The organism is Mesorhizobium delmotii (assembly GCF_900149755.1).
Lineage (GTDB): Bacteria > Pseudomonadota > Alphaproteobacteria > Rhizobiales > Rhizobiaceae > Mesorhizobium > Mesorhizobium delmotii.
On record NZ_FUIG01000013.1, the window covers coordinates 220,472 to 239,610 of the forward strand.

The 19,139-nt window shown below is 63.5% G+C and carries 17 protein-coding genes and 1 pseudogene; 10 read left to right on the plus strand and 8 right to left on the minus strand.

The genetic code is table 11. The annotated features are described in order from the left end of the window. Positions 1-6: 6 nt before the first annotated feature. Positions 7-585 carry a histidine phosphatase family protein gene (locus BQ8482_RS02485; protein ID WP_123147321.1) on the minus strand — a complete coding sequence of 193 codons (579 nt, stop codon included), beginning with the start codon at positions 583-585 and terminating at the stop codon, positions 7-9. A gap of 300 nt (positions 586-885) precedes the next feature. On the opposite strand from BQ8482_RS02485, the gene BQ8482_RS02490 reads away from it, so the two are divergent. Then, on the plus strand, positions 886-2,289 hold the full coding sequence (locus BQ8482_RS02490) for an MATE family efflux transporter (protein WP_123146133.1): 1,404 nt from the start codon (positions 886-888) through the stop codon (positions 2,287-2,289). 39 nt (positions 2,290-2,328) lie between these two features. On the opposite strand, the pseudogene BQ8482_RS38955 reads toward BQ8482_RS02490, so the two are convergent. The 5 genes and pseudogenes from BQ8482_RS38955 to speB form a co-directional block, all read right to left on the minus strand. Beyond that, positions 2,329-2,693: pseudogene (locus BQ8482_RS38955) on the minus strand (hypothetical protein). A gap of 695 nt (positions 2,694-3,388) precedes the next feature. Further along, entirely contained in the window at positions 3,389-4,036 is a 648-nt protein-coding gene (locus tag BQ8482_RS02500) for an amino acid ABC transporter permease (protein ID WP_123146134.1), read from the minus strand. Continuing rightward, positions 4,033-4,701: an amino acid ABC transporter permease gene (locus BQ8482_RS02505; protein WP_123146135.1), complete on the minus strand. Its 669-nt coding sequence runs from the start codon at positions 4,699-4,701 to the stop codon at positions 4,033-4,035. Before BQ8482_RS02505 ends, BQ8482_RS02500 begins: the two co-directional genes overlap by 4 nt. Positions 4,702-4,722: 21 nt before the next feature. Then, positions 4,723-5,526, minus strand: coding sequence for a transporter substrate-binding domain-containing protein (locus tag BQ8482_RS02510; RefSeq protein ID WP_123147322.1), 804 nt, complete (start codon positions 5,524-5,526; stop codon positions 4,723-4,725). An 89-nt stretch (positions 5,527-5,615) separates the two neighbouring features. Further along, positions 5,616-6,677 carry an agmatinase gene (speB, locus tag BQ8482_RS02515; RefSeq protein WP_123147323.1) on the minus strand — a complete coding sequence of 354 codons (1,062 nt, stop codon included), beginning with the start codon at positions 6,675-6,677 and terminating at the stop codon, positions 5,616-5,618. A 235-nt stretch (positions 6,678-6,912) separates the two neighbouring features. Between speB and gcvA the strand changes: the two genes are divergently transcribed. From gcvA to BQ8482_RS02560, 8 genes are all read left to right on the plus strand, one after another. Beyond that, complete coding sequence (gene gcvA, locus BQ8482_RS02520; RefSeq protein WP_123146136.1) at positions 6,913-7,887, plus strand: transcriptional regulator GcvA; 975 nt, start codon at positions 6,913-6,915, stop codon at positions 7,885-7,887. A 137-nt stretch (positions 7,888-8,024) separates the two neighbouring features. Beyond that, complete coding sequence (gene pncB, locus BQ8482_RS02525) at positions 8,025-9,329, plus strand: nicotinate phosphoribosyltransferase (RefSeq protein WP_123146137.1); 1,305 nt, start codon at positions 8,025-8,027, stop codon at positions 9,327-9,329. Positions 9,330-9,500: 171 nt separating this feature from the next. Beyond that, positions 9,501-11,009, plus strand: coding sequence for a hypothetical protein (locus BQ8482_RS02535; protein WP_123146138.1), 1,509 nt, complete (start codon positions 9,501-9,503; stop codon positions 11,007-11,009). Positions 11,010-11,175: 166 nt separating this feature from the next. Further along, the gene (locus BQ8482_RS02540) at positions 11,176-12,480 is read left to right on the plus strand and encodes an ABC transporter substrate-binding protein (protein ID WP_123146139.1); all 1,305 of its coding nucleotides are present in this window, start codon (positions 11,176-11,178) and stop codon (positions 12,478-12,480) included. A 107-nt stretch (positions 12,481-12,587) separates the two neighbouring features. Beyond that, positions 12,588-13,469 (plus strand): branched-chain amino acid ABC transporter permease, encoded by an 882-nt coding sequence (locus BQ8482_RS02545; RefSeq protein ID WP_123146140.1) that lies wholly within the window; start codon positions 12,588-12,590, stop codon positions 13,467-13,469. Further along, a complete protein-coding gene (locus BQ8482_RS02550) occupies positions 13,466-14,428 on the plus strand; it encodes a branched-chain amino acid ABC transporter permease (RefSeq protein WP_123146141.1) in 963 nt (320 codons plus the stop codon). The genes BQ8482_RS02545 and BQ8482_RS02550 overlap by 4 nt, the downstream gene beginning before the upstream one ends. Beyond that, positions 14,425-15,150, plus strand: coding sequence for an ABC transporter ATP-binding protein (locus BQ8482_RS02555; protein ID WP_123147324.1), 726 nt, complete (start codon positions 14,425-14,427; stop codon positions 15,148-15,150). The genes BQ8482_RS02550 and BQ8482_RS02555 overlap by 4 nt, the downstream gene beginning before the upstream one ends. Further along, on the plus strand, positions 15,147-15,866 hold the full coding sequence (locus BQ8482_RS02560; protein WP_123146142.1) for an ABC transporter ATP-binding protein: 720 nt from the start codon (positions 15,147-15,149) through the stop codon (positions 15,864-15,866). Before BQ8482_RS02555 ends, BQ8482_RS02560 begins: the two co-directional genes overlap by 4 nt. Here BQ8482_RS02560 and BQ8482_RS02565 read toward each other — a convergent pair whose 3' ends face one another. Both BQ8482_RS02565 and pncA read right to left on the minus strand, forming a co-directional pair. Beyond that, positions 15,867-17,297: a sodium:proton antiporter gene (locus tag BQ8482_RS02565; RefSeq protein ID WP_123146143.1), complete on the minus strand. Its 1,431-nt coding sequence runs from the start codon at positions 17,295-17,297 to the stop codon at positions 15,867-15,869. Positions 17,298-17,338: 41 nt separating this feature from the next. Further along, complete coding sequence (gene pncA, locus BQ8482_RS02570) at positions 17,339-17,938, minus strand: bifunctional nicotinamidase/pyrazinamidase (RefSeq protein WP_123146144.1); 600 nt, start codon at positions 17,936-17,938, stop codon at positions 17,339-17,341. A gap of 313 nt (positions 17,939-18,251) precedes the next feature. Between pncA and BQ8482_RS02575 the strand changes: the two genes are divergently transcribed. Continuing rightward, the gene (locus tag BQ8482_RS02575; protein WP_123146145.1) at positions 18,252-19,115 is read left to right on the plus strand and encodes an FAD binding domain-containing protein; all 864 of its coding nucleotides are present in this window, start codon (positions 18,252-18,254) and stop codon (positions 19,113-19,115) included. Positions 19,116-19,139: the final 24 nt, after the last annotated feature.

Below are 19,139 nucleotides of genomic sequence, written 5' to 3' on the forward strand. Positions count from 1 at the left end.
GTAATGCTATCTCTGGTTCCATCGCCGGATAATTGGCTCGCCAAGGCTGTGCTCATAGCCGAGCACGCTTGTGCTGGCGGTATCCAGCACGAAGAGCGCGCCATCTTGCGGCGGCAGGCCGAGCCAGCGCGCGGCCAGTACTCGCAGGAAATGCGAGCTTGAAAACACCAGGACATTGCCGTTGACGTCACGCAGCTCGTTGACGATCCGATCCGCCCTTGCGCCGACGTCCTCTGCCGCCTCGCCATCAGGGCAGCCGTCGCGAAACAGACGCCAGCCGGGGCGTTCGATGAGGATCTGCTTCGTGGTCAGTCCCTCGTAAGCGCCGTAATCCCATTCCGCCAGGTCGGCCTTCTTCACGCCGGCCGAACCGAAGCCGGCCAGTGTACAAGTCTTGAAGGCGCGCTGAGACGGGCTCGACCAGACAGCCTGGAACGAAAGGCCCTGCAACCGCTCAGCGACCCGCCCGGCGGCCTCCTCGCCGGCTGGCGTCAACGGTATGTCGGTCAGGCCGGTGTGCTTTCCCGACGCGCTCCACTCCGTCTCGCCATGCCGGACCAGGTAGATTTCGGGAAACGCGCTCATCTGCATGCCTTTCGATGGAATTCGATATGATGCCCGCTCTTCAGATCGGCCAATGACGCAACCATAGCGGCTTCTGTGCTCTCTCCAAACAGGCGGGCCTAACAGGCAGGCCAAACAGGCGGGATGGGACCGTACGCCTTGCTGGCTCAACGCTTCCCTTGAGCCAGCCCCTTGCCATAGCTGCCCATTTCGTAGACAAGCCGTGCGGTCAATGCGGAATCCGGGCCGATCAGGCCATTTCCGCGCTGAGACGCGGCTTCCGGTGTTTGCCGACGCGCCGCAATCGGATAGGCGAAAAAAATGTCTGCGATCGAAGCCGGTGCCCGCGCGCCGGAAAACCTTTGGCGTCAGGAAATCAAGGCGACGCTGGCGCTCGCCTGGCCGATGGTGCTCACCAATCTCGGCCAGACCGCGATGACCGCGACCGACGTCATGATGATGGGGCGGCTGGGTCCGGACACGCTGGCCAGCGGCGCGCTCGGCGCGAACCTCTATTTCATGCCGCTGATCTTCGGGCTCGGCCTGATGCTGGCGACCTCGCCGATGATCGCTACGGAACTCGGCCGCCGCCGCCACTCGGTGCGCGATCTGCGCCGCACCGTGCGGCAGGGCCTGTGGCTGGCGATCCTCATCTCAATCCCGATCTGGATATTTCTCTGGTACGGCGAGGCCGTGTTGCTGGCCATGGGTCAGGAACCGGCGCTGGCACATCAGGCCGGCATCTACCTGCGCTGGCTCGAATGGGCGGTGCTGCCCTTCTACGGCTATATCGTCCTGCGCTCGTTCATCTCGGCGCTGGAGCGGCCGGGTTGGGCGCTGGTCATCGTCTTCGTTGCCGTCGCCTGCAATGTTTTCTTTAACTGGGTGTTCATGTTCGGCAATCTCGGCGCCCCTTCGATGGGCATCGCCGGCTCGGGCCTCGCCACTACGCTGTCCAGCACGCTGATGTTCGCCGGCATGGCGGCTGTGGTGACGCTTGAGCCGAAGTTTCGCCGCTACCAGCTGTTCGGGCGCTTCTGGCGGGCCGACTGGCCGCGCTTCAAGGGCTTGCTGCGGCTCGGTCTGCCGATCGCCGGCCTCCTCGCTTTCGAGGTGACGATCTTCAACGCGGCAGCCCTTCTCATGGGCCTGATCGACGCGGCCTCGCTCGCCGCGCATGCCATCGCCATCCAGATCGCTTCGATCAGCTTCATGGTACCGCTCGGCCTCAACCAGGCGGCTACGGTGCGCGTCGGGCTCGCCCATGGCGCCGGCAATTCGGAAGGTGTTTCCCGCGCCGGCTGGACCGCTTTTGTCATCGGCGTCTCGTTCATGGCGCTGATGGGGCTGGTGATGATCCTGTGGCCTCAGCTGCTGATCAGCGCCTTCATCGATCTTGGTGACCCGGCCAATGCCACAGTGATCGGGCTTGCGGTGTCGTTCCTGGCCTTTGCCGCGCTGTTCCAGATTTTCGACGGCGCACAGGCCGTGGCGGCCGGCATGCTGCGCGGCCTGCACGACACCAAGATGCCGATGATCTATGCCGCGATCGGCTATTGGGGCATCGGCCTGCCGCTCGGCGTGCTGCTCGCCTTCTATTCCGGGCTCGACGGCGTCGGCATCTGGATCGGCCTGTCGTTGGGGCTGGCGGTGGTGGCGGCGCTGCTTCTGGCGCGCTGGCTGCGGCGGGATCGTATCGCGCCGCCGCTCTCCTTTGGGCATTGATGAAAGCGGCTTCGTCACGAGGAGGGCGGGTCGTGACGTCTATGGATATTTCGTCTGATTTGCACTCGCGGCCTGTGGGCTTAAGTCGCTTTGTAACTCCTTTGGCAGTGGAAGGCTTGAGCACCGCAAGTGCACCGCGCGTGCGAACAATTTTCGTTGCTTCTGCTGGTGCTCCTTGATGGCTGCTGCGAGCCCCAATCCGTACGGGCCAAGAAAGACGCCGGTTCCCCAGCCCGGCTGCTTTTTTCGCGAGCGTCGTAGTCCGAAGCCTCCATGCGGGCTTGCTGGCATTCCGGCGACGCCCATTTCCGGTCTTGCTTCGAAAGCGACGCTCCATAGTCGACCGGAGAGGTCGCGCATCCAGCCGCTGTCGCGGCCAACGCGACGAACATTGCAATTCTCATCCCCAAGCCCTTGATAAAGCATTGTGAGAGTACACAGAACTCTTCTTCCAACAAGGAGATAGCTCCGGAGAGGCAGCCGGAAACACGGTTATCGTTACCTGCGGGCCGGCCTGCAGGCACCATCTCTGACGCTGGTGATTAGCCACAGGCCACCATGCCTTCGTCATCCCAGGGCGGAGCAAGGAGCGAAGCGACGCGGCGCAGACCCTGGGATCCATTCCGTGACATCAGCCGAAGAATGCAGCGGCCCAGGATAAATGGGCAGCGGCCCAGGATAAATGCTGATCTGTAGTGATCCTTCGCGCCCCCCTTGTCCTGCCGGACATCTCCCCCACTTGGGGGGAGATCGGCCGTCACCACCGCCTTCGCGAACCGCCACTGTCGCAGGAGCGAGCGGTGCGCCAAAGCTGCTGATCTCCCCCTTGTGGGGGAGATGCCAAGTTTTTGGTAAAGAGGGCAGGACAGAGGGGGGCGCTGTCCGGCCGGCGTCAAAGGTCCTGCACCGTCGTGACGCTCTGAGGTAACGGAATGGATCCCAGGGTCTACGCAGCGTCGCTTCGCTCCTTGCTTCGCCCTGGGATGACGAAGTGGAGGGGTGCTTCGGCCAATCTCCAAGGTTTGCGATTTGCCGCTGACGGGAATTATCGACGTTCGCTGCCGGTCGCCGACCTGTCAAAATCACTGTGTCGAGGACATCACTTTGCAGTCGCTCGTCGTTCAAGCGAGCGTGCATATTGCGTCAGCGGGAAGCACATGACGAAGAAGATCAGGGCGACCAGCCCATAGACGGTGAACGGCTCGAAGGTCGCGTTGTTGATCGCGTTGGATGTCCTGACCAGTTCCTCGAAACCGATGATCGAGGTCAGCGCGGTCGACTTGATCAGCTGCACCAGGAAACCGACAGTCGGGGCGCGGGTAATCGAAAACGCCTGCGGCAGGATGATCAGCCTCAGTTCCTGCAGATAGTGAAGGCCGAGACTGGCGCCGGCGTCCCACTGGCCGCGCGGCAGCGCATCGACGCCGCCGCGCCAGATTTCGGCGAGATAGGCACTGGCGAAGAAGGTCAGGCCAAGTGCTGCGGCGGTCCAAGGTTCTATGCGCAAGCCCAGCATCGGCAGGCCAAAGAACATCAGGAAGAGCTGCATGAGAAGCGGCGTTCCCTGGAAAAGCGCGATGTACCCCGACGCAAGGCGCCGTGCCCATTTATTCTTGGCGATCCTGAAGAACAGCACGACCATGCCGACCACACCGCCGCCGACGAAGGCCGCCAGCGACAGAAGCACCGTCCAGCGCGCGGCGAGCAGAAGGTTGCGGACGATATCCCAGAAGGTGAATTCGATCATGACACGCCGGCCCCCAGCGCGCGGCGCCCACCGTTGACCAGCAGCCGGCGCAGCCCCACGGAAAGAACGAGATAGACCATCGTCACCACGAAATAGGTCTCGAAAGCGCGGAAGGTCCGTGCCTGCAGCATGTCGGCCTCGTAGGTCAGTTCGCGCACCGCGATCTGCGACACGACGGCGGACTCCAGCATCATGATGATGATCTGGCTGGTCAGCGCCGGATAGATCACCTTGAGCGCTTGCGGCAGCACGATCTTGACGAAGACCTGACGCAGCCTGAGCCCAAGCGCAAGGGCTGCTTCCGTCTGCCCGCGCGGCACGGCGTCGAGCCCGGCGCCGACGATCTCGATCGTGTAGGCCGCCATGTTGAGCGTCATTGCCAGCATGGCGGCCAGCAGCGGATCGAGCCTCACGCCGATGCTGGGCAACCCGAAGAAGATGAAGAACAGCTGCACAAGGAACGGCGTGTTCCTGATAATTTCGACATAGACGCCGATTGCCCGCTTGAGCAGCAAGGGGCCGTTTCGCCGCCCTGCTGCGCCGAGGATGCTGAGGAACGTTCCCGCGAGCGTGGTCACGGCGATCAAAAGGATCGTCATGGCCGCCCCGCGCGCGATCGCACCTGTCGCATCGGCAAGCCAGCCGAAGTCGAGGCTGTAGCCCATGATAGGTCCTTACCCCGGAGATCAATCCTTGAGGTTGTCGGGATTGAGCGGTGTTTTGAGCCAGGCTTTCGAGCTTTCGTCCAGCTTGCCGTCGGCCAGCATCTTGGCGACCGCGTCGTTGACCGCCTGCTTCAGGCGGTCCTCGTTCTTGTTGAGGCCGATATGTGAGGGCGAGGTGAGAAGCTGGAACTTCTGTTCCGGCTTCAGTGCCTCCTGGCGGGCGAGCACCTGGGCGCCGACATCGTTGCCGACGACCATCAGCTGCGTCTGACCCGAGATGAAGGCCTGGATGACGGAATTATAGTTGTCGAAGCGGCGGATGTCGGCCGAGGCGGGTGCTGCCTCGGTCAGCGACGTGTCCTCCAGCGTGCCGCGGTTGACGGCGATCGACTTGTCGGCGAGGTCATCCTTGCCTTCGACCTTGAGCGCGGCCGGGCCGATGACGGCGATATAATAGGGTGCGTAGGCGGCGGCGAAATCGATCACCTGCTCACGCTCCTTGGAATAGCCGACGCTCATCAGGATATCGACGCGCTTGTCGGTAAGATACGGAATGCGGTTCTGGCCGGTCACGCTGACCAAATTGAGTTTGACCTTGAGCTGGTCGGCGATGAACTGCGCCACGTCGATGTCATAGCCCTTGATGCTCATGTCGGCACTGGCCGAGGAGAAGGGCGGAAAGTCGGAGAAAATGCCGACATTGATGGTGCCGGCCTTGGTGATGTCGTCGAGCGCGTCGGCATTGGCGGCCTGGGTGGCAAGACCAAGGCCGGCGAGCATCAGCACGGCTGCGATGGATGATTTGAGCTTCATGTGAAGTGTCATTGTCGTTCCCCTGCTGGAAGCTTGTTTTGTTTGAATGCGGCCGCCGGCTCCAGCGCGGCGGTCGCCTTGGAACTTCATGGTCTGATGCGTCAGGCTCCCTTGCCTGAGATCGCCGGGCTGAACACCATCAGGCTGAGGATCTCGAACAGCACCTGCGCGCCGGCATGGGCCGTGTTGGTGGTTGCGTCGTATTGCGGCGCCACCTCGACGACGTCGCCGCCGACGATGTTGAGCCCTTTGAGGCCGCGCAGGAGTTCAAGCACTTCCCGCGTCGTCAGCCCGCCGACTTCCGGCGTGCCGGTGCCCGGCGCGAAGGCCGGGTCGATGCTGTCGATGTCGAAGGAGACATAGGTCGGGCCATCGCCGACGATCTGGCGCGCCTTCGCGACGATGGCAGGGATGCCGAGGCCGGTCACCTCTTCGGCATGGACCACAGTCATGCCGGATTCGTAGGTGAACTCCCATAGATACTCGGCCGAGCCGCGAATGCCGATCTGGATGGTGCGCGACGGGTCGAGCACGCCGTCCAGCACCGCGTTGCGGAACGGCCCGCCATGGTGGAATTTGGTCATGTCGAACAATCCGCTGGTGTCGCAGTGGGCGTCGATATGGATCATGCCGACCGGCGCTTTTTTGCCGACAGCCTTCAGGATCGGATGGCTGATCGAATGATCGCCGCCAACGGAAAGCGGGATGACGCCGGCATCGACGATCTGGTTGGTGCGGCGCTCGATGTCGTCATGGCTGGTCTCCAGCCGGTAGCGGCTCTGGAACGGCACGTCGCCGATGTCGGCCACCTTCAGCTCATGCGTCGGTGCGCATTCCAGTACATGGTTGTAGGGGCCGATGCGCTCGATGGCGCGCAGCGCCCTTGGCCCGAAGCGGGCACCCGGCCGGTTGGTGACGCCGAGGTCCATCGGCACGCCGATCATCGCCACCTGCAGGTCGCCGAAATCAGGATTGTCGGCAGCAATTTCCCGGTAGGGCGCGGCGAGGAAGGTCGGGATGCCGGAATAGGGCGCCAGCCGCGTGCCGCTCTTGGAGAAGATCTTGTCGGCGACGCGCCGGAATTTCGGGTCGAACATCTCACCGCCATGGCTCTCGCCATATTTGCGGCGCAACGCTTCGAGCTTGCCGCGATCATAACCCATGTCGATCCTCCATGGCTGGTGCGGAGCGGCCATCAATGACGGTCGCCATCCTGCCGGCTGCCTGCGGATTTCACGTCTTGATGCTGTTCGACCCAAAGTGTCTTGCAGCTGCATTGAAAAATCAATTGATATTGTTAGGGTCTTTGCTGTGAGAAAATCTCACATTAATGTTGAGCACGATCTTATCCGAAAACCGGGTCCCCACTTTTCGGGATCGTGCTCCCTTGAGGCCCCGATGGCCAAGCGTCTGCCTCCCCTGAATCCTTTGCGGGCCTTCGAGGCGACGGCGCGCCACGCCTCGCTGACCAAGGCTGCGGCTGAGCTCAACGTCACCCATGGCGCCATCAGCCACCAGATCAAGGCGCTCGAACAGTCGCTTGGCGTCAAGCTGTTCGAGCGCGCCGGTCAGCGGGTGAAGCTGACGCCGCACGGCGCCGAATTGCTGCCGGCGGTGTCGACCGCCTTCGACGGCATCGCCGCCGCCACGCAGCGCATGACGAGGCCGGCGAGCACCGGCGCCCTCTCGGTGTCCTGCGTGCCGGCGCTGCTGCTGTTGTGGATGATCCCGCGGCTCGGCAGCTTCACCTCGCAATATCCCGACATCAGGCTGACGCTGATTCCGTCCAATGACGCCAAGGACATCCGCGCACCGCATATCGACGTCTGCGTGCACTATGGCGACGGCAGCTGGACCGATTGCTGGATGCGCAAATGGTCGGGCCTCGAACTGTTCCCGGTGGTCAGCCCGACGCTGATCAACAATCGTCCGATCCGCACCGTGCGCGATCTCGCCGATCATGTCTTCCTGCATGGCGACGACGGCCGTGAGTGGCACACCTGGCTGGCCGCCGCCGATGCGCTGGATCTGGAGCGCGGCCGCCGCCATCATCTCGGCGATGCGCGCATGGCGACCGAGGCGGCGGTTCATGGCCATGGCGTGGCGCTTGGCGATACGGTGACCGCAAGCGGACTGCTCGCCAGGGGACTGCTTGTCGCGCCGTTCAGCCTGTCGGTGCCGGCGGTCGACGATTTCTACGTCGTCTGCCGCAACGAGATGAGGTCGGCGCCGATCGTGCAGCTGTTCATCGACTGGCTGTTTGCCGAGAAGGAACAGGCCGACAGCCGCGCCGATGCGCCGGTGGCGGGCCGCATCGGCATCCGCAGGAAGCGCCCGGCGCTGCGAGTGATCGGCGCCAAGACCGCGTCCTGAGGCTGCAATTGCCGGAGCCGCGCGCTTGCCGCAGGTTTTCTTTTTGTCGGGCCAGCCCGCAAAGCGGGAGGCGCATTCAAAAATTCAATGCTAAGAGGCATTCCGCAGGGAGCCAGCAGTGAAGGCGGCATCGAGACATGACTAAGACCGATATAGCGCGGCGCGTCTACAACCACACCTGGAAGCTCGATCCGATCGTCCGCAGCCTGCTTGACACCGATTTCTACAAGCTGCTGATGCTGCAGATGATCTGGGGCATGTATCCCGAGGTCGATGCCACCTTCTCACTGATCAACCGCACCACCTCGGTTCGCCTTGCCGAGGAGATCGACGAGGTGGAACTGCGTGATCAGCTCAACCATGCCCGCACCTTGCGCTTCTCGAAGAAAGAGATGATCTGGCTCGGCGGCAACACCTTCTATGGCCGCAAGCAGATTTTCGAACCGGAATTCCTCGCCTGGCTCGAAAATTTCCAGCTGCCGGAATACGAGCTTTCCAAGCGCGATGGCCAGTACGAATTGAGCTTCAGCGGCCCGTGGATGTACACGACGCTGTGGGAGATTCCGGCGCTGGCAATTATCAATGAACTTCGATCTCGCGCGGCCATGCGGGCGTTCGGGCCCTTCGCGCTCGACGTGCTCTATGCACGCGCCAAGGCCAAGATGTGGGCCAAGACCGAGCGGTTGAAAGCGCTGCCCGATATCCGCATTTCGGATTTCGGCACGCGCCGCCGCCATTCTTTCCTGTGGCAGCGCTGGTGCGTCGAAGCGCTCAAGGAAGGTATCGGCGAGGCTTTCACAGGCACCTCAAACGTGCTGCTCGCCATGGACAACGACCTCGAAGCGCTCGGCACCAACGCGCATGAACTGCCGATGGTGTTCGCCGCGCTCGCCAATTCGGAAAAGGAATTGAAACAGTCGCCCTACAAGGTGCTGCAGGACTGGCAGCGCTATTATGGCGGCAATTTGCTGATCGTGCTGCCGGACACCTTTGGCACCGCGGCGTTCCTGCGTGATGCGCCGGAGTGGATCGCCGACTGGACCGGTTTTCGCCCCGACAGCGCGCCACCGATCGAAGGCGGCGAAAAGATCCTTTCCTGGTGGCGCGAAAAGGGCAAGGACCCCAGGCAGAAGCTGCTCATCTTCTCCGACGGGCTCGAGGTCGAGACCATCGAGGAAACTTACCGCCATTTCCACGGCAAGGTGCGCATGTCGTTCGGCTGGGGCACCAACCTGACCAATGATTTCGAAGGCTGCGCGCCGACCAACACCAACCGGCTCGACGCCATCTCACTGGTCTGCAAGGTCACCGAAGCCAATGGCCGCCCGGCGGTCAAGCTCTCCGACAATCCCGCCAAGGCCACCGGTGACGAGAAAGAGATCGAGCGGTATCTGCGTTTATTTGGCGAGAAAGACCGCGTGGAGCAGCTGGTCAAGGTGTGAGGGTGAGGGAACTCTTGGGATAGCATGAGTTCCGTCGCGCCCCCCTCTGTCCTGCCGGACATCTCCCCCACTTGGGGGGAGATTGCGCCGTCATTGCGGTTTTCGCCAATCACCAAAGCTGCAGAGGGAGAGGCGGCGGCGGGACTGCCGATCTCCCCCCGAGTGGGGGAGATGTCCGGCAGGACAGAGGGGGGCGCCGTAGAGCACTGCCAAAACCAGGTAGCTCACTTGCTTCCTTGTTTACTTCTGGTTCTCGCACTTGCAATCCCACCCACCCCCGCCTTCGCCCATGCCTCCGATCGCGGCCACGTCCTGCTTCTGCCCACCGGCTACTACGTCGCCGGCGGTGCGCTAGCGGTCGCCGCCAGTTTCCTTGTACTGGCACTGCTGCCCTCAGACTTTCCTACCCGCTTCTGGCGGCGGCGTCTGCCGCTGTTCGCATTCGGCGACGGCGCACGGGCAACCGTCAGCCTGATATCCTTTGCCGGCTTCGCGATTCTCGTTGCGGCCGGCCTGTTCGGCAGCCGCGATCCGCTCTCCAACCCGCTGCCCCTAGCGATATGGACGCTGCTCTGGGTTGGGCTGGTCTTGCTGCAGGGGCTGCTCGGCAATCTCTGGTCGTGGCTGAACCCCTGGTACGGGCCTTGGCTGGTCATTTCCGGCCTGTTCGGCGCGCGCGAGACATGGCGCCCGCCCCCGTGGCTCGGCTGCTGGCCGGCCGTCGTGCTGTTCTTCACCTTCGCCTGGTTCGAACTGATCGACCCGGCGCCCGACGACCCGGCGCGGCTCGCCTGGGCTGCCGGCCTCTATTGGCTGCTGAGTTTTGCCGCCATGCTGGTGTTCGGCTACCGCGACTGGAGCCGGCGAGGCGAGTTCCTGACCGTCTTCTTCGCCATGGTGGCGCGATTCGCCCTCCTTGAGCGCAATGAAGGCAAGCGCAATGAAGGCGGGCGCAATGAAGGCGGGCGCAATGAAGGCGGGCGCAATGAAGGTGGCCGACTCAGTCTGTGCTGGCCGGGCGCCAAGCTCAGCGATGCCGCGCCGCTGTCGCTCAGCGGCATTGCTTTCCTGCTGCTTGCGCTGTCGTCGGTCTCCTTCGACGGTCTGTCCAAAACCTTCTTCTGGCTCGGCCTGTTCGGGCTCAATCCGCTGGAATTTCCAGGCCGCACGGCGACGATCGGCATCGGCACCTTGGGGCTCGTGCTGATGTTCGTCCTGCTTGCAGCCGCATTCATCGTTGCGATTGTCCTTGGCCAGCGTCTCGCCGGCAGCCCGCATTCCCTCGGTCAGGCTGCAGGGCTGCTGGTCTGGTCGATCGTGCCGATCGCGCTCGCCTATCATGTTGCGCACTATCTGACGGCGCTGCTCGTCGACGGCCAATACGCCATGGCTGCGCTTTCCGACCCATTTGCGCTGGGCTGGAACCTGTTCGGCACCGCCGACATGCGGATCGAAGCCGGCGCGGCCGCCGGCGCCGGCTTGGCATGGTGGCTGTGGAATTTTCAGGCCGGCGTCATCATCACAGGCCACATGCTCGCCGTGCTCGTCGCGCATGGCCTCGCCTGGCGATTGCATCCGGTTCCCGCCCGCGCCGCGCTCAGCCAGTCTCCGCTCACCGTGCTGATGATCGCCTATACGGTCTTCGGCCTGTGGCTGCTTGCCACGCCGGCTGCCGGATGAGACAAAAGCCCACTTCGACCGCGTCGATTGAGCCCTCGGGAAAGCCCGCTTGCCACATCAGGGCTTTGGTGATTTAGTTTGTACACATGCAATTTCGGCGCTCTTACAAGAGTGGCCCGTCTCGCTACAGCCATTGGTCAAAACTCAAAAAACAAGGGGAACTGCCGTGACTGACAAGAAAGGGTTTTTCGATCTCTCCAAGACCGGTCTCACCCGCCGCACGGCGCTCAAGGGGTTGGCCGCGGGCGCCGGTCTCGCCGTCGCGCCCGGGTTCGTGCGCTACAGCCAGGCGCAGAGCGCGGCGCCGATAAAGATCGGCTTCCAGTGCCACCGGACCGGCATTGGCGCCGCCTATGGCCGCTGGTACGAGAGGACTACCGCCGCCGCGGTCAAGGCGATCAACGAAGCCGGCGGCATCAACGGCCGGCCCGTCGAGGTGATCATCGAGGATGACGGCACCGATCCCGGCCGCGGCGCCGAAGTGGTCGGCAAATTCGCCACCCAGCACAAGACCGACATCGTCTACGGCACGCTGTTTTCGCACGTCGTCATCGGCTCGGCGCCCGCCGCCGGCGAGGCCAAGATGCCCTATTTTGTCGTCAGCGAAGGCCACCACGTCGCCTCGACCAAGCTCAACCGCTACGTCTTCCAGCCCGGCATCACCGACGTGAAGAGCCAGATCCAGGCGATGGCGCCATGGATCGCGGCGAATGCCGGCAAGAAGGTGACGCAGATATTCCCCGATTTCGCCTTCGGCTACGACCATCGCGACTACCTGCCGCCGGCGCTGAAGGCGCAGGGCGCCGAGGTCATCGCCCAGATCGCCATCCCGCCGACGGAATCGTCCTTCACCAAATACTTTCCGCAAATCCCAGCCGAAACCGAGGTGATCTACCACGTCATGGTCGGGCCGGCGGTGCTCACCTTCGTCAAGGAACTCGGCGAGTTCTACGGCTCCAACCGGCCCCAGCTGTTCGGTTTCATCGATTCGCTCGAAGCCACCGACATCAACAGCCCCGGCCTCGAATTCCTCGACGGCAGCCATTTCTGGGAAGGCTCGCCGCGCTACGCGCAGCCCGATGATTCCGCCGCGCAGAAGGCCTATCGCGCCGCCGTCGGCATCGACGACAACGGTGCTGCCGTCGGCGATCCGAAGGACGTCTCCACCGCCGCCCACATGTTCGGCTGCTGGGAAACGCTCTATGTCGTCAAGAAGGCGATGGAGGATGCCGGCTACAAGGGTCCGGAAGACCGCGCCAAGCTGGTCGAGGCGACCGAGGCCTTGACCGAGTTCGCCGAAGGCCCCGAGCATCCGCAGGGGCCGAAGACCTTCAACGGCAAGATCCACCAGTGTTTTGGCATCCAGAACATCTCCAAGGTCGAAGGCGGCCGGCTGAACGTCGTCCACAAGACCAAGATCGAGGACGGCCTCTACGAGCCGGAAGGGGATTACACGACCCAGCCGCTGTGAGCTTGGCTGTTTTGAAGAAAGTGCGGTTCGAGCGACGCCCCTCTGTCCTGCCGGACAATCCGGCAGGCCAGAGGGGGATGCTTCGCGCATCCGCCGGTGCTTAGCCGATGCACTTCGGACCTCATCTTCTCCTTGCTGCCCTCGAAGGCCTCGTCACCTCCGCGGTGCTGGCGCTGACGGCGCTTGGGCTGTCGCTGGTGTTCGGCGTCATGCGTGTCGTCAATGTCGCCCATGGCGAGCTCTTCATGCTGGGTGCGGTGCTTGCCTGGGCGATCTCCACGGCGATATCGGGCCATCCGGCACTCGGTTTTCTGGCGGCGCTGGTGCTGGCGCCGTTGATCGTCGGCCTGATCGCGCTGGTCGCCGAACGGCTGGTGTTGCGCCGGCTGAATTACAATCCGGAAGCCACCATCGTCGCAACCATCGGCATGCTCTACATCATCCAGCAACTGGCGCTGACCTTCTACGGTCCGGAGGCACGGCCGGTTGAGGCGCCCTTTAGCTACCGCATCCTTTTGCCGTGGTTCGGCTACTCCGGCTACAAGCTGTCGATCATCGCCGCGTCCGCGCTTCTGCTTGTCGCGACGTGGTTCGTGCTGACCCGTACGAAAATCGGCCTTGTCATGCGCGCCACGCAATTTGACAGCGAGACGGCGCAGGCCTTCGGCATTCCGGTCGACCGCGTCTATGCCGGTGTCTTCGCGCTCGGCGCCATGCTGGCTGCGGTGGCCGCAGTGCTAATCGTGCCGATCAGCCAGGCGCATTATCTGATGGGGCAGGACCCGCTGTTGCTTTCCTTCATCGTCGTCATAATCGGTGGGCTCGGCTCGCTGCGCGGCACTGTCGTCGCCGCCGTGCTCATCGGCCTGTCGGACGGCATCATCTCGGTGTTCTTCTCGCCGACGCTGGCCAAGATCATCGCCACGCTGCTGGTTGCCATGGTGCTGGTGTTCCGGCCGCAAGGTCTGTTCGGGACGGCATCGCGATGAAGGAGGCCTCACCGGCAAAAGCCTATGCGTTGCATCTGGGCGTCATCGCCCTGCTGTTCGCCCTAAGCTTCGTCCTGCCGGAATACCATCACGGCTTGCTCGCCCGCATCATGGTGCTGGCGGTCTTCGCCATGGGCTACAACATGCTGTTCGGTTATGTCGGGCTGCTCAGCCTCGGCCACGCCATGTTCTTTTCGGCCGGGCTCTATGGCGCCGGCCTTGCCGTCATCCATCTCGGCTGGAGCGTGCCGGCCGCCTTCGCCGCCGGGCTTGCCTGCGGTGCGCTTCTTGCGCTGGTGATCGGTCTGCTGGCGCTGCGCACTTCCGGCGTTGCCTTCATGATCGTCACCATGATGTTCGCGCAGGTGTTCTATCTCATAATCCTCTATCTCGCCTCCTGGACCGGCGGCGATCAGGGCCTGGTCGTGCCACAGTCGGCGCGTGTGCTTGTTTTGGGCAGCACGTCGCTCGGCCTCACCAATCCGACCGTGCGCTACATGAGCGCACTCGTCCTGTTCTCGATCGTGCTGCTGGTGACACTCGTCGTCGTCCGCTCCAGGTATGGCCGTGTGCTGGTCGCCATCCGCGAAAACGAGGAGCGGACCAAAATGCTCGGCTACGACACGTTTTCCAACAAGCTTGCCGCGGTCGTCATCTCCGGCACCATCTGCGCGGCTTCGGGCGCCGCCTACGCGCTGCTGTTCGGTTATGTCGGCTCGACTTTTGCTTCGGTGCAATATTCCATCCTGCCGCTGCTCTGGGTGCTGCTCGGTGGTGCTGCCACCACGCTCGGTCCGTTGATCGGCACGCTGTTCATGTACTATGTCGTCGACGTCACCAGCGGCTATACCTCGGCCTATCTGCTGATCGTCGGCATCGCCCTCATCCTGCTGGTGCTGTTCTTCCCCAAGGGCATCCTCGGCACCATCCGCCAGCGCTGGCTCGGATGGCTGCCATGATGCCGCTGCTGACGACCAAGGGCCTGTCCCGCAATTTCGGCGGCCTGCGCGCCGTCGACGGCGTCGACTTCGCCCTCATGCCGGGCGAGATTCGCGCCGTCATCGGCCCCAATGGCGCCGGCAAGACCACCTTCGTCAGTCTGGTCAGCGGCCGCATCCAGCCGTCGTCGGGCATGATCGTCTTCGACGGCGCCGACATTACCAACCTGCCGGCCTACGCCAGGGTCCGCCTTGGCATCGCCTACACCTTCCAGATCACCAGCGTCTTTGCCAATCTCACCGCCTACGACAACGTCGCGCTGCCGGTGCAGCGCACGCTGACCGATGGCCGCTCGAAAGGTGCCGTGCATGTCGGCGTCATGGCGGCGCTTGAGCGCACCGGCCTTGCCGACCGCGCCCACATGCCGGCCGGGCAATTGTCCTATGGCCATCAGCGCCTGCTCGAAGTGGCGATGGGGTTGGCGCTAAAACCGCGCCTGCTGATCCTCGACGAGCCGACGCAGGGGCTGGCCGACAGCGAGATCGACAATTTCATCGGGCTGGTGCGCGAGATCGCCAAAAGCGCCACCGTGCTTCTGATCGAACACAACATGCCGGTGGTCATGCAGCTTGCCGACCGCATCACCGTCTTCAACGCCGGCAAGATCCTGGCCGAAGGCACGCCCGAGCAGGTCCGCGCCAATGCCGAGGTGCAGGACGCCTACCTGGGGACGACCCCATGACTGAACCACGGTCTGAAGCTCTGACCATCTCCGGGCTCGACTGCTTCTATGGCGAGGTCCAGGTGCTCTACGGCCTCGACCTCGTGCTGAACAAGGGCGAGGTGCTTTGCCTGTTCGGCCGCAACGGCGCCGGCAAGACGACGACGCTGAAGGCGATCATGGGCCTCGTTCCCTCACGCGCCGGCTCGATCAGGCTCGACGGCAAGGAGTTGACCGGCCTGCCGGCGCATGACGTGCCGAAGGCCGGCGTCGCCTATGTGCCGCAGGGCCGGCGGCTGTTCGCCGAGATGACGGTGGCGGAAAACATCGAGATCGGCCTGATGGCGCGCGGCAAGGGCAAGACGACGCGCGAAAACGTGCTCGACCTTTTCCCGCTGCTGCGCCAGCGGCTGAGACAACGCTCCGGCACGCTGTCGGGCGGCGAGCAGCAGATGCTGGCCATGGCGCGGGCTCTGTGCCTCGAACCGCAGGTGCTTCTGCTCGACGAGCCGACCGAAGGGCTGATGCCGTCGATGATCGCAAAAATCCGCGAGACGGTGTCGAAGCTGCGCGACCTTGGCGTCTCGACGATCCTGGTCGAGCAGCGCGTCGATGCCGTGCTGTCCGTCGCCGACTGGGTCTCGTTCATCGAGAACGGCCGCAACCGCGAAACCGTCGATGTCGAGGAGCTCCGCGCCGATCCGTCGGCAGTCCGCCGCTATGTCGGCGTTGGTTGATCAGCCAAGGAACAGAAAACCCGCGATCAGGAATGTCGGGATCAGCACCGCGCCCGACCACGCCATGTAACCGAAGAAGCCCGGCATTTTCACGCCGCGATGCCTGGCAATGGCGTAGACCATGAAGTTCGGTGCATTGCCGATATAGGTGTTGGCGCCCATGAACACTGCGCCGGCCGAGATGGCCGCCAGCGTCGAGGCGAAGGTGGTCATCAGATGCTGCGGATCGCCGCCGGCAAGCTCGAAGAACACCAGATAGGTCGGCGCATTGTCGAGGAAGGATGACAGCGCGCCGGTCATCCAGAAATAGGCGAGGTCGTTGGGCTCACCCGTTGGCGAGCTGACTAGCGAGACCAGCGGCGCCAGCGCGCCGTCGGGGCCGGCCCTGAGAATGGCGATGACCGGCACGATGCAGATGAAGATGCCGGCGAACAGTTTCGCCACCTCGGCGATCGGCTCCCAGTGGAAGTTGTTCGCCTGCCTGTGGCTCTTGCGCGAGACGGCGAGCGAAAGGAAGGCAAGCGCCAGGATGATCGCGTCGCGCACGAGGTTTTGCAATTCAAGGCTCACGCCCTGGACGGAGAAAGCCACGCCTGGCTTCCAGGTCGCGGAAAGCAGGATCGCGCCGATCACCCCGGCCAGCAGCGGGACGTTGGGCAGGCCTCGGATGCGCACCTTCGTGTCCGGTGTCGGATCCTTGATCTTCGGCGCACCAGCCTCGCGGTGATGCAGGATGATGTCCATGGCCAGGAAGACCGCGAGCACCAGGCCGCCGACGAACAGTGTCTCCTGATAGAGGTTGGTGGTGGTCCAGAAGAAATCGATGCCGCGCAGGAAGCCGACGAACAGCGGCGGGTCGCCGAGCGGCGTTAGCGAGCCGCCGATGTTGGACACCAGGAAAATGAAGAAGATGACGACATGGGCGTTGAACGGCCGGTTGTCGTTGGCGCGCAGGATCGGCCGGATCAGGATCATCGAGGCGCCGGTCGTGCCGATGACCGAGGCGAGCATCGCCCCGATCAGCAGCAGTCCGGCATTCACCAGCGGCGTGCCATGGATGTTGCCGGCGACAAGGATGCCGCCCGAAATGGTGAACAGCGCAAACAGAAGAATGATGAACGACATGTATTCGGTGAGCAGCGCATGCAGCACCGCCTCCGTGGCCGAAGGCATGCCGAACGCAACAGCCAGTGGCACGACCGCAAGGGCCGCCCAGAAGAAGGTGATCTTGCCGTAGTGATGCTCCCAGACATGGTGGAAGAGCAGTGGCCCGGTGGCGATCGACAGAAGCAGGCCGGCGAAGGGCAGCGCCCACCACAGCGACATTGTTTGGCCCGGCAACTCGTGGGCCTCGGCTGCGAGCGCCATTCCTGGAAACAGGGTGGCGACTGCCACCCCGGCGCCCGCCGTCAAAGCCGCCGCAAACCGCATAAAGCCCCCTCTGGAAGTGTGTCGAATGCGATTGGTGATGTTCAAGCCAGCGTCACGCCGGCATCGCGCATTCGGTTCAACATCGTCTCGACGGAGCCATTGAGATCGATGCCGCGGCAGGCGTCGAGCCGCACTGTTGTGTGGAAGCCATGCTTGACCGCGTCGAGCGCAGAAAAGGCGACGCAGTAATCGGTCGCCAGGCCGACCAGGGTCAGCGTGTCGATGCCGCGCTCCTGGAGATAGCCGGCAAGGCCTGTCGGCGTCGCGTGGTCATTCTCGAAGAAAGCCGAATAACTGTCGATCTCCGGGCGGAAGCCCTTACGGATCACCAGTTCGGCCTTGGTCCAGGCCAGGCCCGAATGGAAATCCGAACCCAGGCTGCCCTGGATGCAGTGGTCGGGCCACAGCGTCTGCTGGCCGTAAGGCATGTCAATCGTTTCGAACGGCTGCTTGCCGGGATGACTGGAGGCAAAGCTCGAATGGCCGGCGGGATGCCAGTCCTGCGTCAGCACGACATGTTCGGTCCGCCGGATCAGGTCGTTGACCAGAGGCACGATCTCGTCGCCGCCGGCCACCGCCAGCGCGCCGCCCGGGCAGAAATCGTTCTGCAGGTCGATGATAACAAGCGCTTCGTCGGCCATGGAGCCTCCCTCTTGTTTGTCCCGGAGGCATGAAGTCTGCCGAAACGTGGAATCCGGTGTTCGAACCCACCGAAAAATGCCGCTGACGCAACGGATGCAGAAACTTGACCAGATGGCCGGCTGCGTCAACTCCAACGGCGTAACAAATGCGTGCCGTCGCGCCGATGCCGGCGCTGGCGCAAAACTCTGGCTTTGACAATTCCTGCCGGCTTGATATCATTTGCATACGAATGAATTTGACCGGTTCGGACGCCGGAAAGGCTCCGTCGGGAAGCCCCTCTCGAGGAGGCCCATTTTTCTGGGAAGGCAAAGCGTGATCCGTTACGCGAAACCCACCACCATAGACGAGGCGCTCGCTTTGCTTGGCGAGGCTCCGTGGCGCATCCTTGCCGGCGGCACCGATTTCTATCCGACGCAAGGAGCCAAGCCTTTCCGCGAAAATGTCCTCGACATCAACGGTCTCGCAATGCTGCGCGGTATCGCCGAAACCGAGGACCATTGGGTCATCGGCGCGCGCACGACCTGGACTGATCTTGTCCGTCATCCGCTGCCGGCGGCTTTCGATGCGCTGAAGCAGGCGGCGCGGGAAGTCGGCTCCGTGCAGATCCAGAACGTCGCCTCCATCGCCGGCAATCTCTGCAATGCCTCCCCGGCCGCCGACGGCGTGCCGGCGCTGCTGGTTCTCGACGCCGAGGTCGAACTGCGCTCGGTGGCGATGATCCGCCATCTGCCGCTGGAAAAATTCATCCTGGGAAACCGCCGCACGGAACTGCAGCCGGGCGAGATGATGACCGCCATCCGCGTGCCGAAAAACGCGGCCGCCGGCACGTCGGCTTTCGTAAAACTCGGCGCGCGTCGCTATCTCGTCATTTCCATCGCCATGGCCGCCGCCCGCCTGACCATTGAGGATGGCCTCGTCGGCAATGCTGCCGTCGCCGTCGGCTCCTGCTCGGTTGTCGCCAAGCGTCTCTCGGGCGTCGAAGCGGCCTTGCGCGGCCTCCCGGTCAGCCACGCCCTCTCCACTGCGATCCAGTCTGCACCGATGGACGAGTTGTCGCCGATCGGCGATGTGCGCGGCAGCGCCGAATACCGGCTGGACGCCGCGCGCGAGATTGTCGCCCGCGCCGTTCTCGGTACCGCGGGTCACGCGTCGAACGACAAGGCGGTGGCCGCATGAGCAAAGCTCAGCCCAGCATGACCA

What these genes read in the sequence shown, in the direction of transcription:
- BQ8482_RS02565 (WP_123146143.1), bottom strand. Translation starts at nt 17,297, where the DNA reads ATGCGGTTTGCGGCGGCTTTGACGGCGGGCGCCGGGGTGGCAGTCGCC.
- BQ8482_RS02510 (WP_123147322.1), bottom strand. Translation starts at nt 5,526, where the DNA reads ATGACACTTCACATGAAGCTCAAATCATCCATCGCAGCCGTGCTGATG.
- BQ8482_RS02555 (WP_123147324.1), top strand. Translation starts at nt 14,425, where the DNA reads ATGATGCCGCTGCTGACGACCAAGGGCCTGTCCCGCAATTTCGGCGGC.
- BQ8482_RS02500 (WP_123146134.1), bottom strand. Translation starts at nt 4,036, where the DNA reads ATGATCGAATTCACCTTCTGGGATATCGTCCGCAACCTTCTGCTCGCC.
- pncA (WP_123146144.1), bottom strand. Translation starts at nt 17,938, where the DNA reads ATGGCCGACGAAGCGCTTGTTATCATCGACCTGCAGAACGATTTCTGC.
- BQ8482_RS02545 (WP_123146140.1), top strand. Translation starts at nt 12,588, where the DNA reads ATGCACTTCGGACCTCATCTTCTCCTTGCTGCCCTCGAAGGCCTCGTC.
- pncB (WP_123146137.1), top strand. Translation starts at nt 8,025, where the DNA reads ATGACTAAGACCGATATAGCGCGGCGCGTCTACAACCACACCTGGAAG.
- BQ8482_RS02485 (WP_123147321.1), bottom strand. Translation starts at nt 585, where the DNA reads ATGAGCGCGTTTCCCGAAATCTACCTGGTCCGGCATGGCGAGACGGAG.
- speB (WP_123147323.1), bottom strand. Translation starts at nt 6,677, where the DNA reads ATGGGTTATGATCGCGGCAAGCTCGAAGCGTTGCGCCGCAAATATGGC.
- BQ8482_RS02490 (WP_123146133.1), top strand. Translation starts at nt 886, where the DNA reads ATGTCTGCGATCGAAGCCGGTGCCCGCGCGCCGGAAAACCTTTGGCGT.
- BQ8482_RS02505 (WP_123146135.1), bottom strand. Translation starts at nt 4,701, where the DNA reads ATGGGCTACAGCCTCGACTTCGGCTGGCTTGCCGATGCGACAGGTGCG.
- BQ8482_RS02560 (WP_123146142.1), top strand. Translation starts at nt 15,147, where the DNA reads ATGACTGAACCACGGTCTGAAGCTCTGACCATCTCCGGGCTCGACTGC.
- gcvA (WP_123146136.1), top strand. Translation starts at nt 6,913, where the DNA reads ATGGCCAAGCGTCTGCCTCCCCTGAATCCTTTGCGGGCCTTCGAGGCG.
- BQ8482_RS02535 (WP_123146138.1), top strand. Translation starts at nt 9,501, where the DNA reads ATGTCCGGCAGGACAGAGGGGGGCGCCGTAGAGCACTGCCAAAACCAG.
- BQ8482_RS02550 (WP_123146141.1), top strand. Translation starts at nt 13,466, where the DNA reads ATGAAGGAGGCCTCACCGGCAAAAGCCTATGCGTTGCATCTGGGCGTC.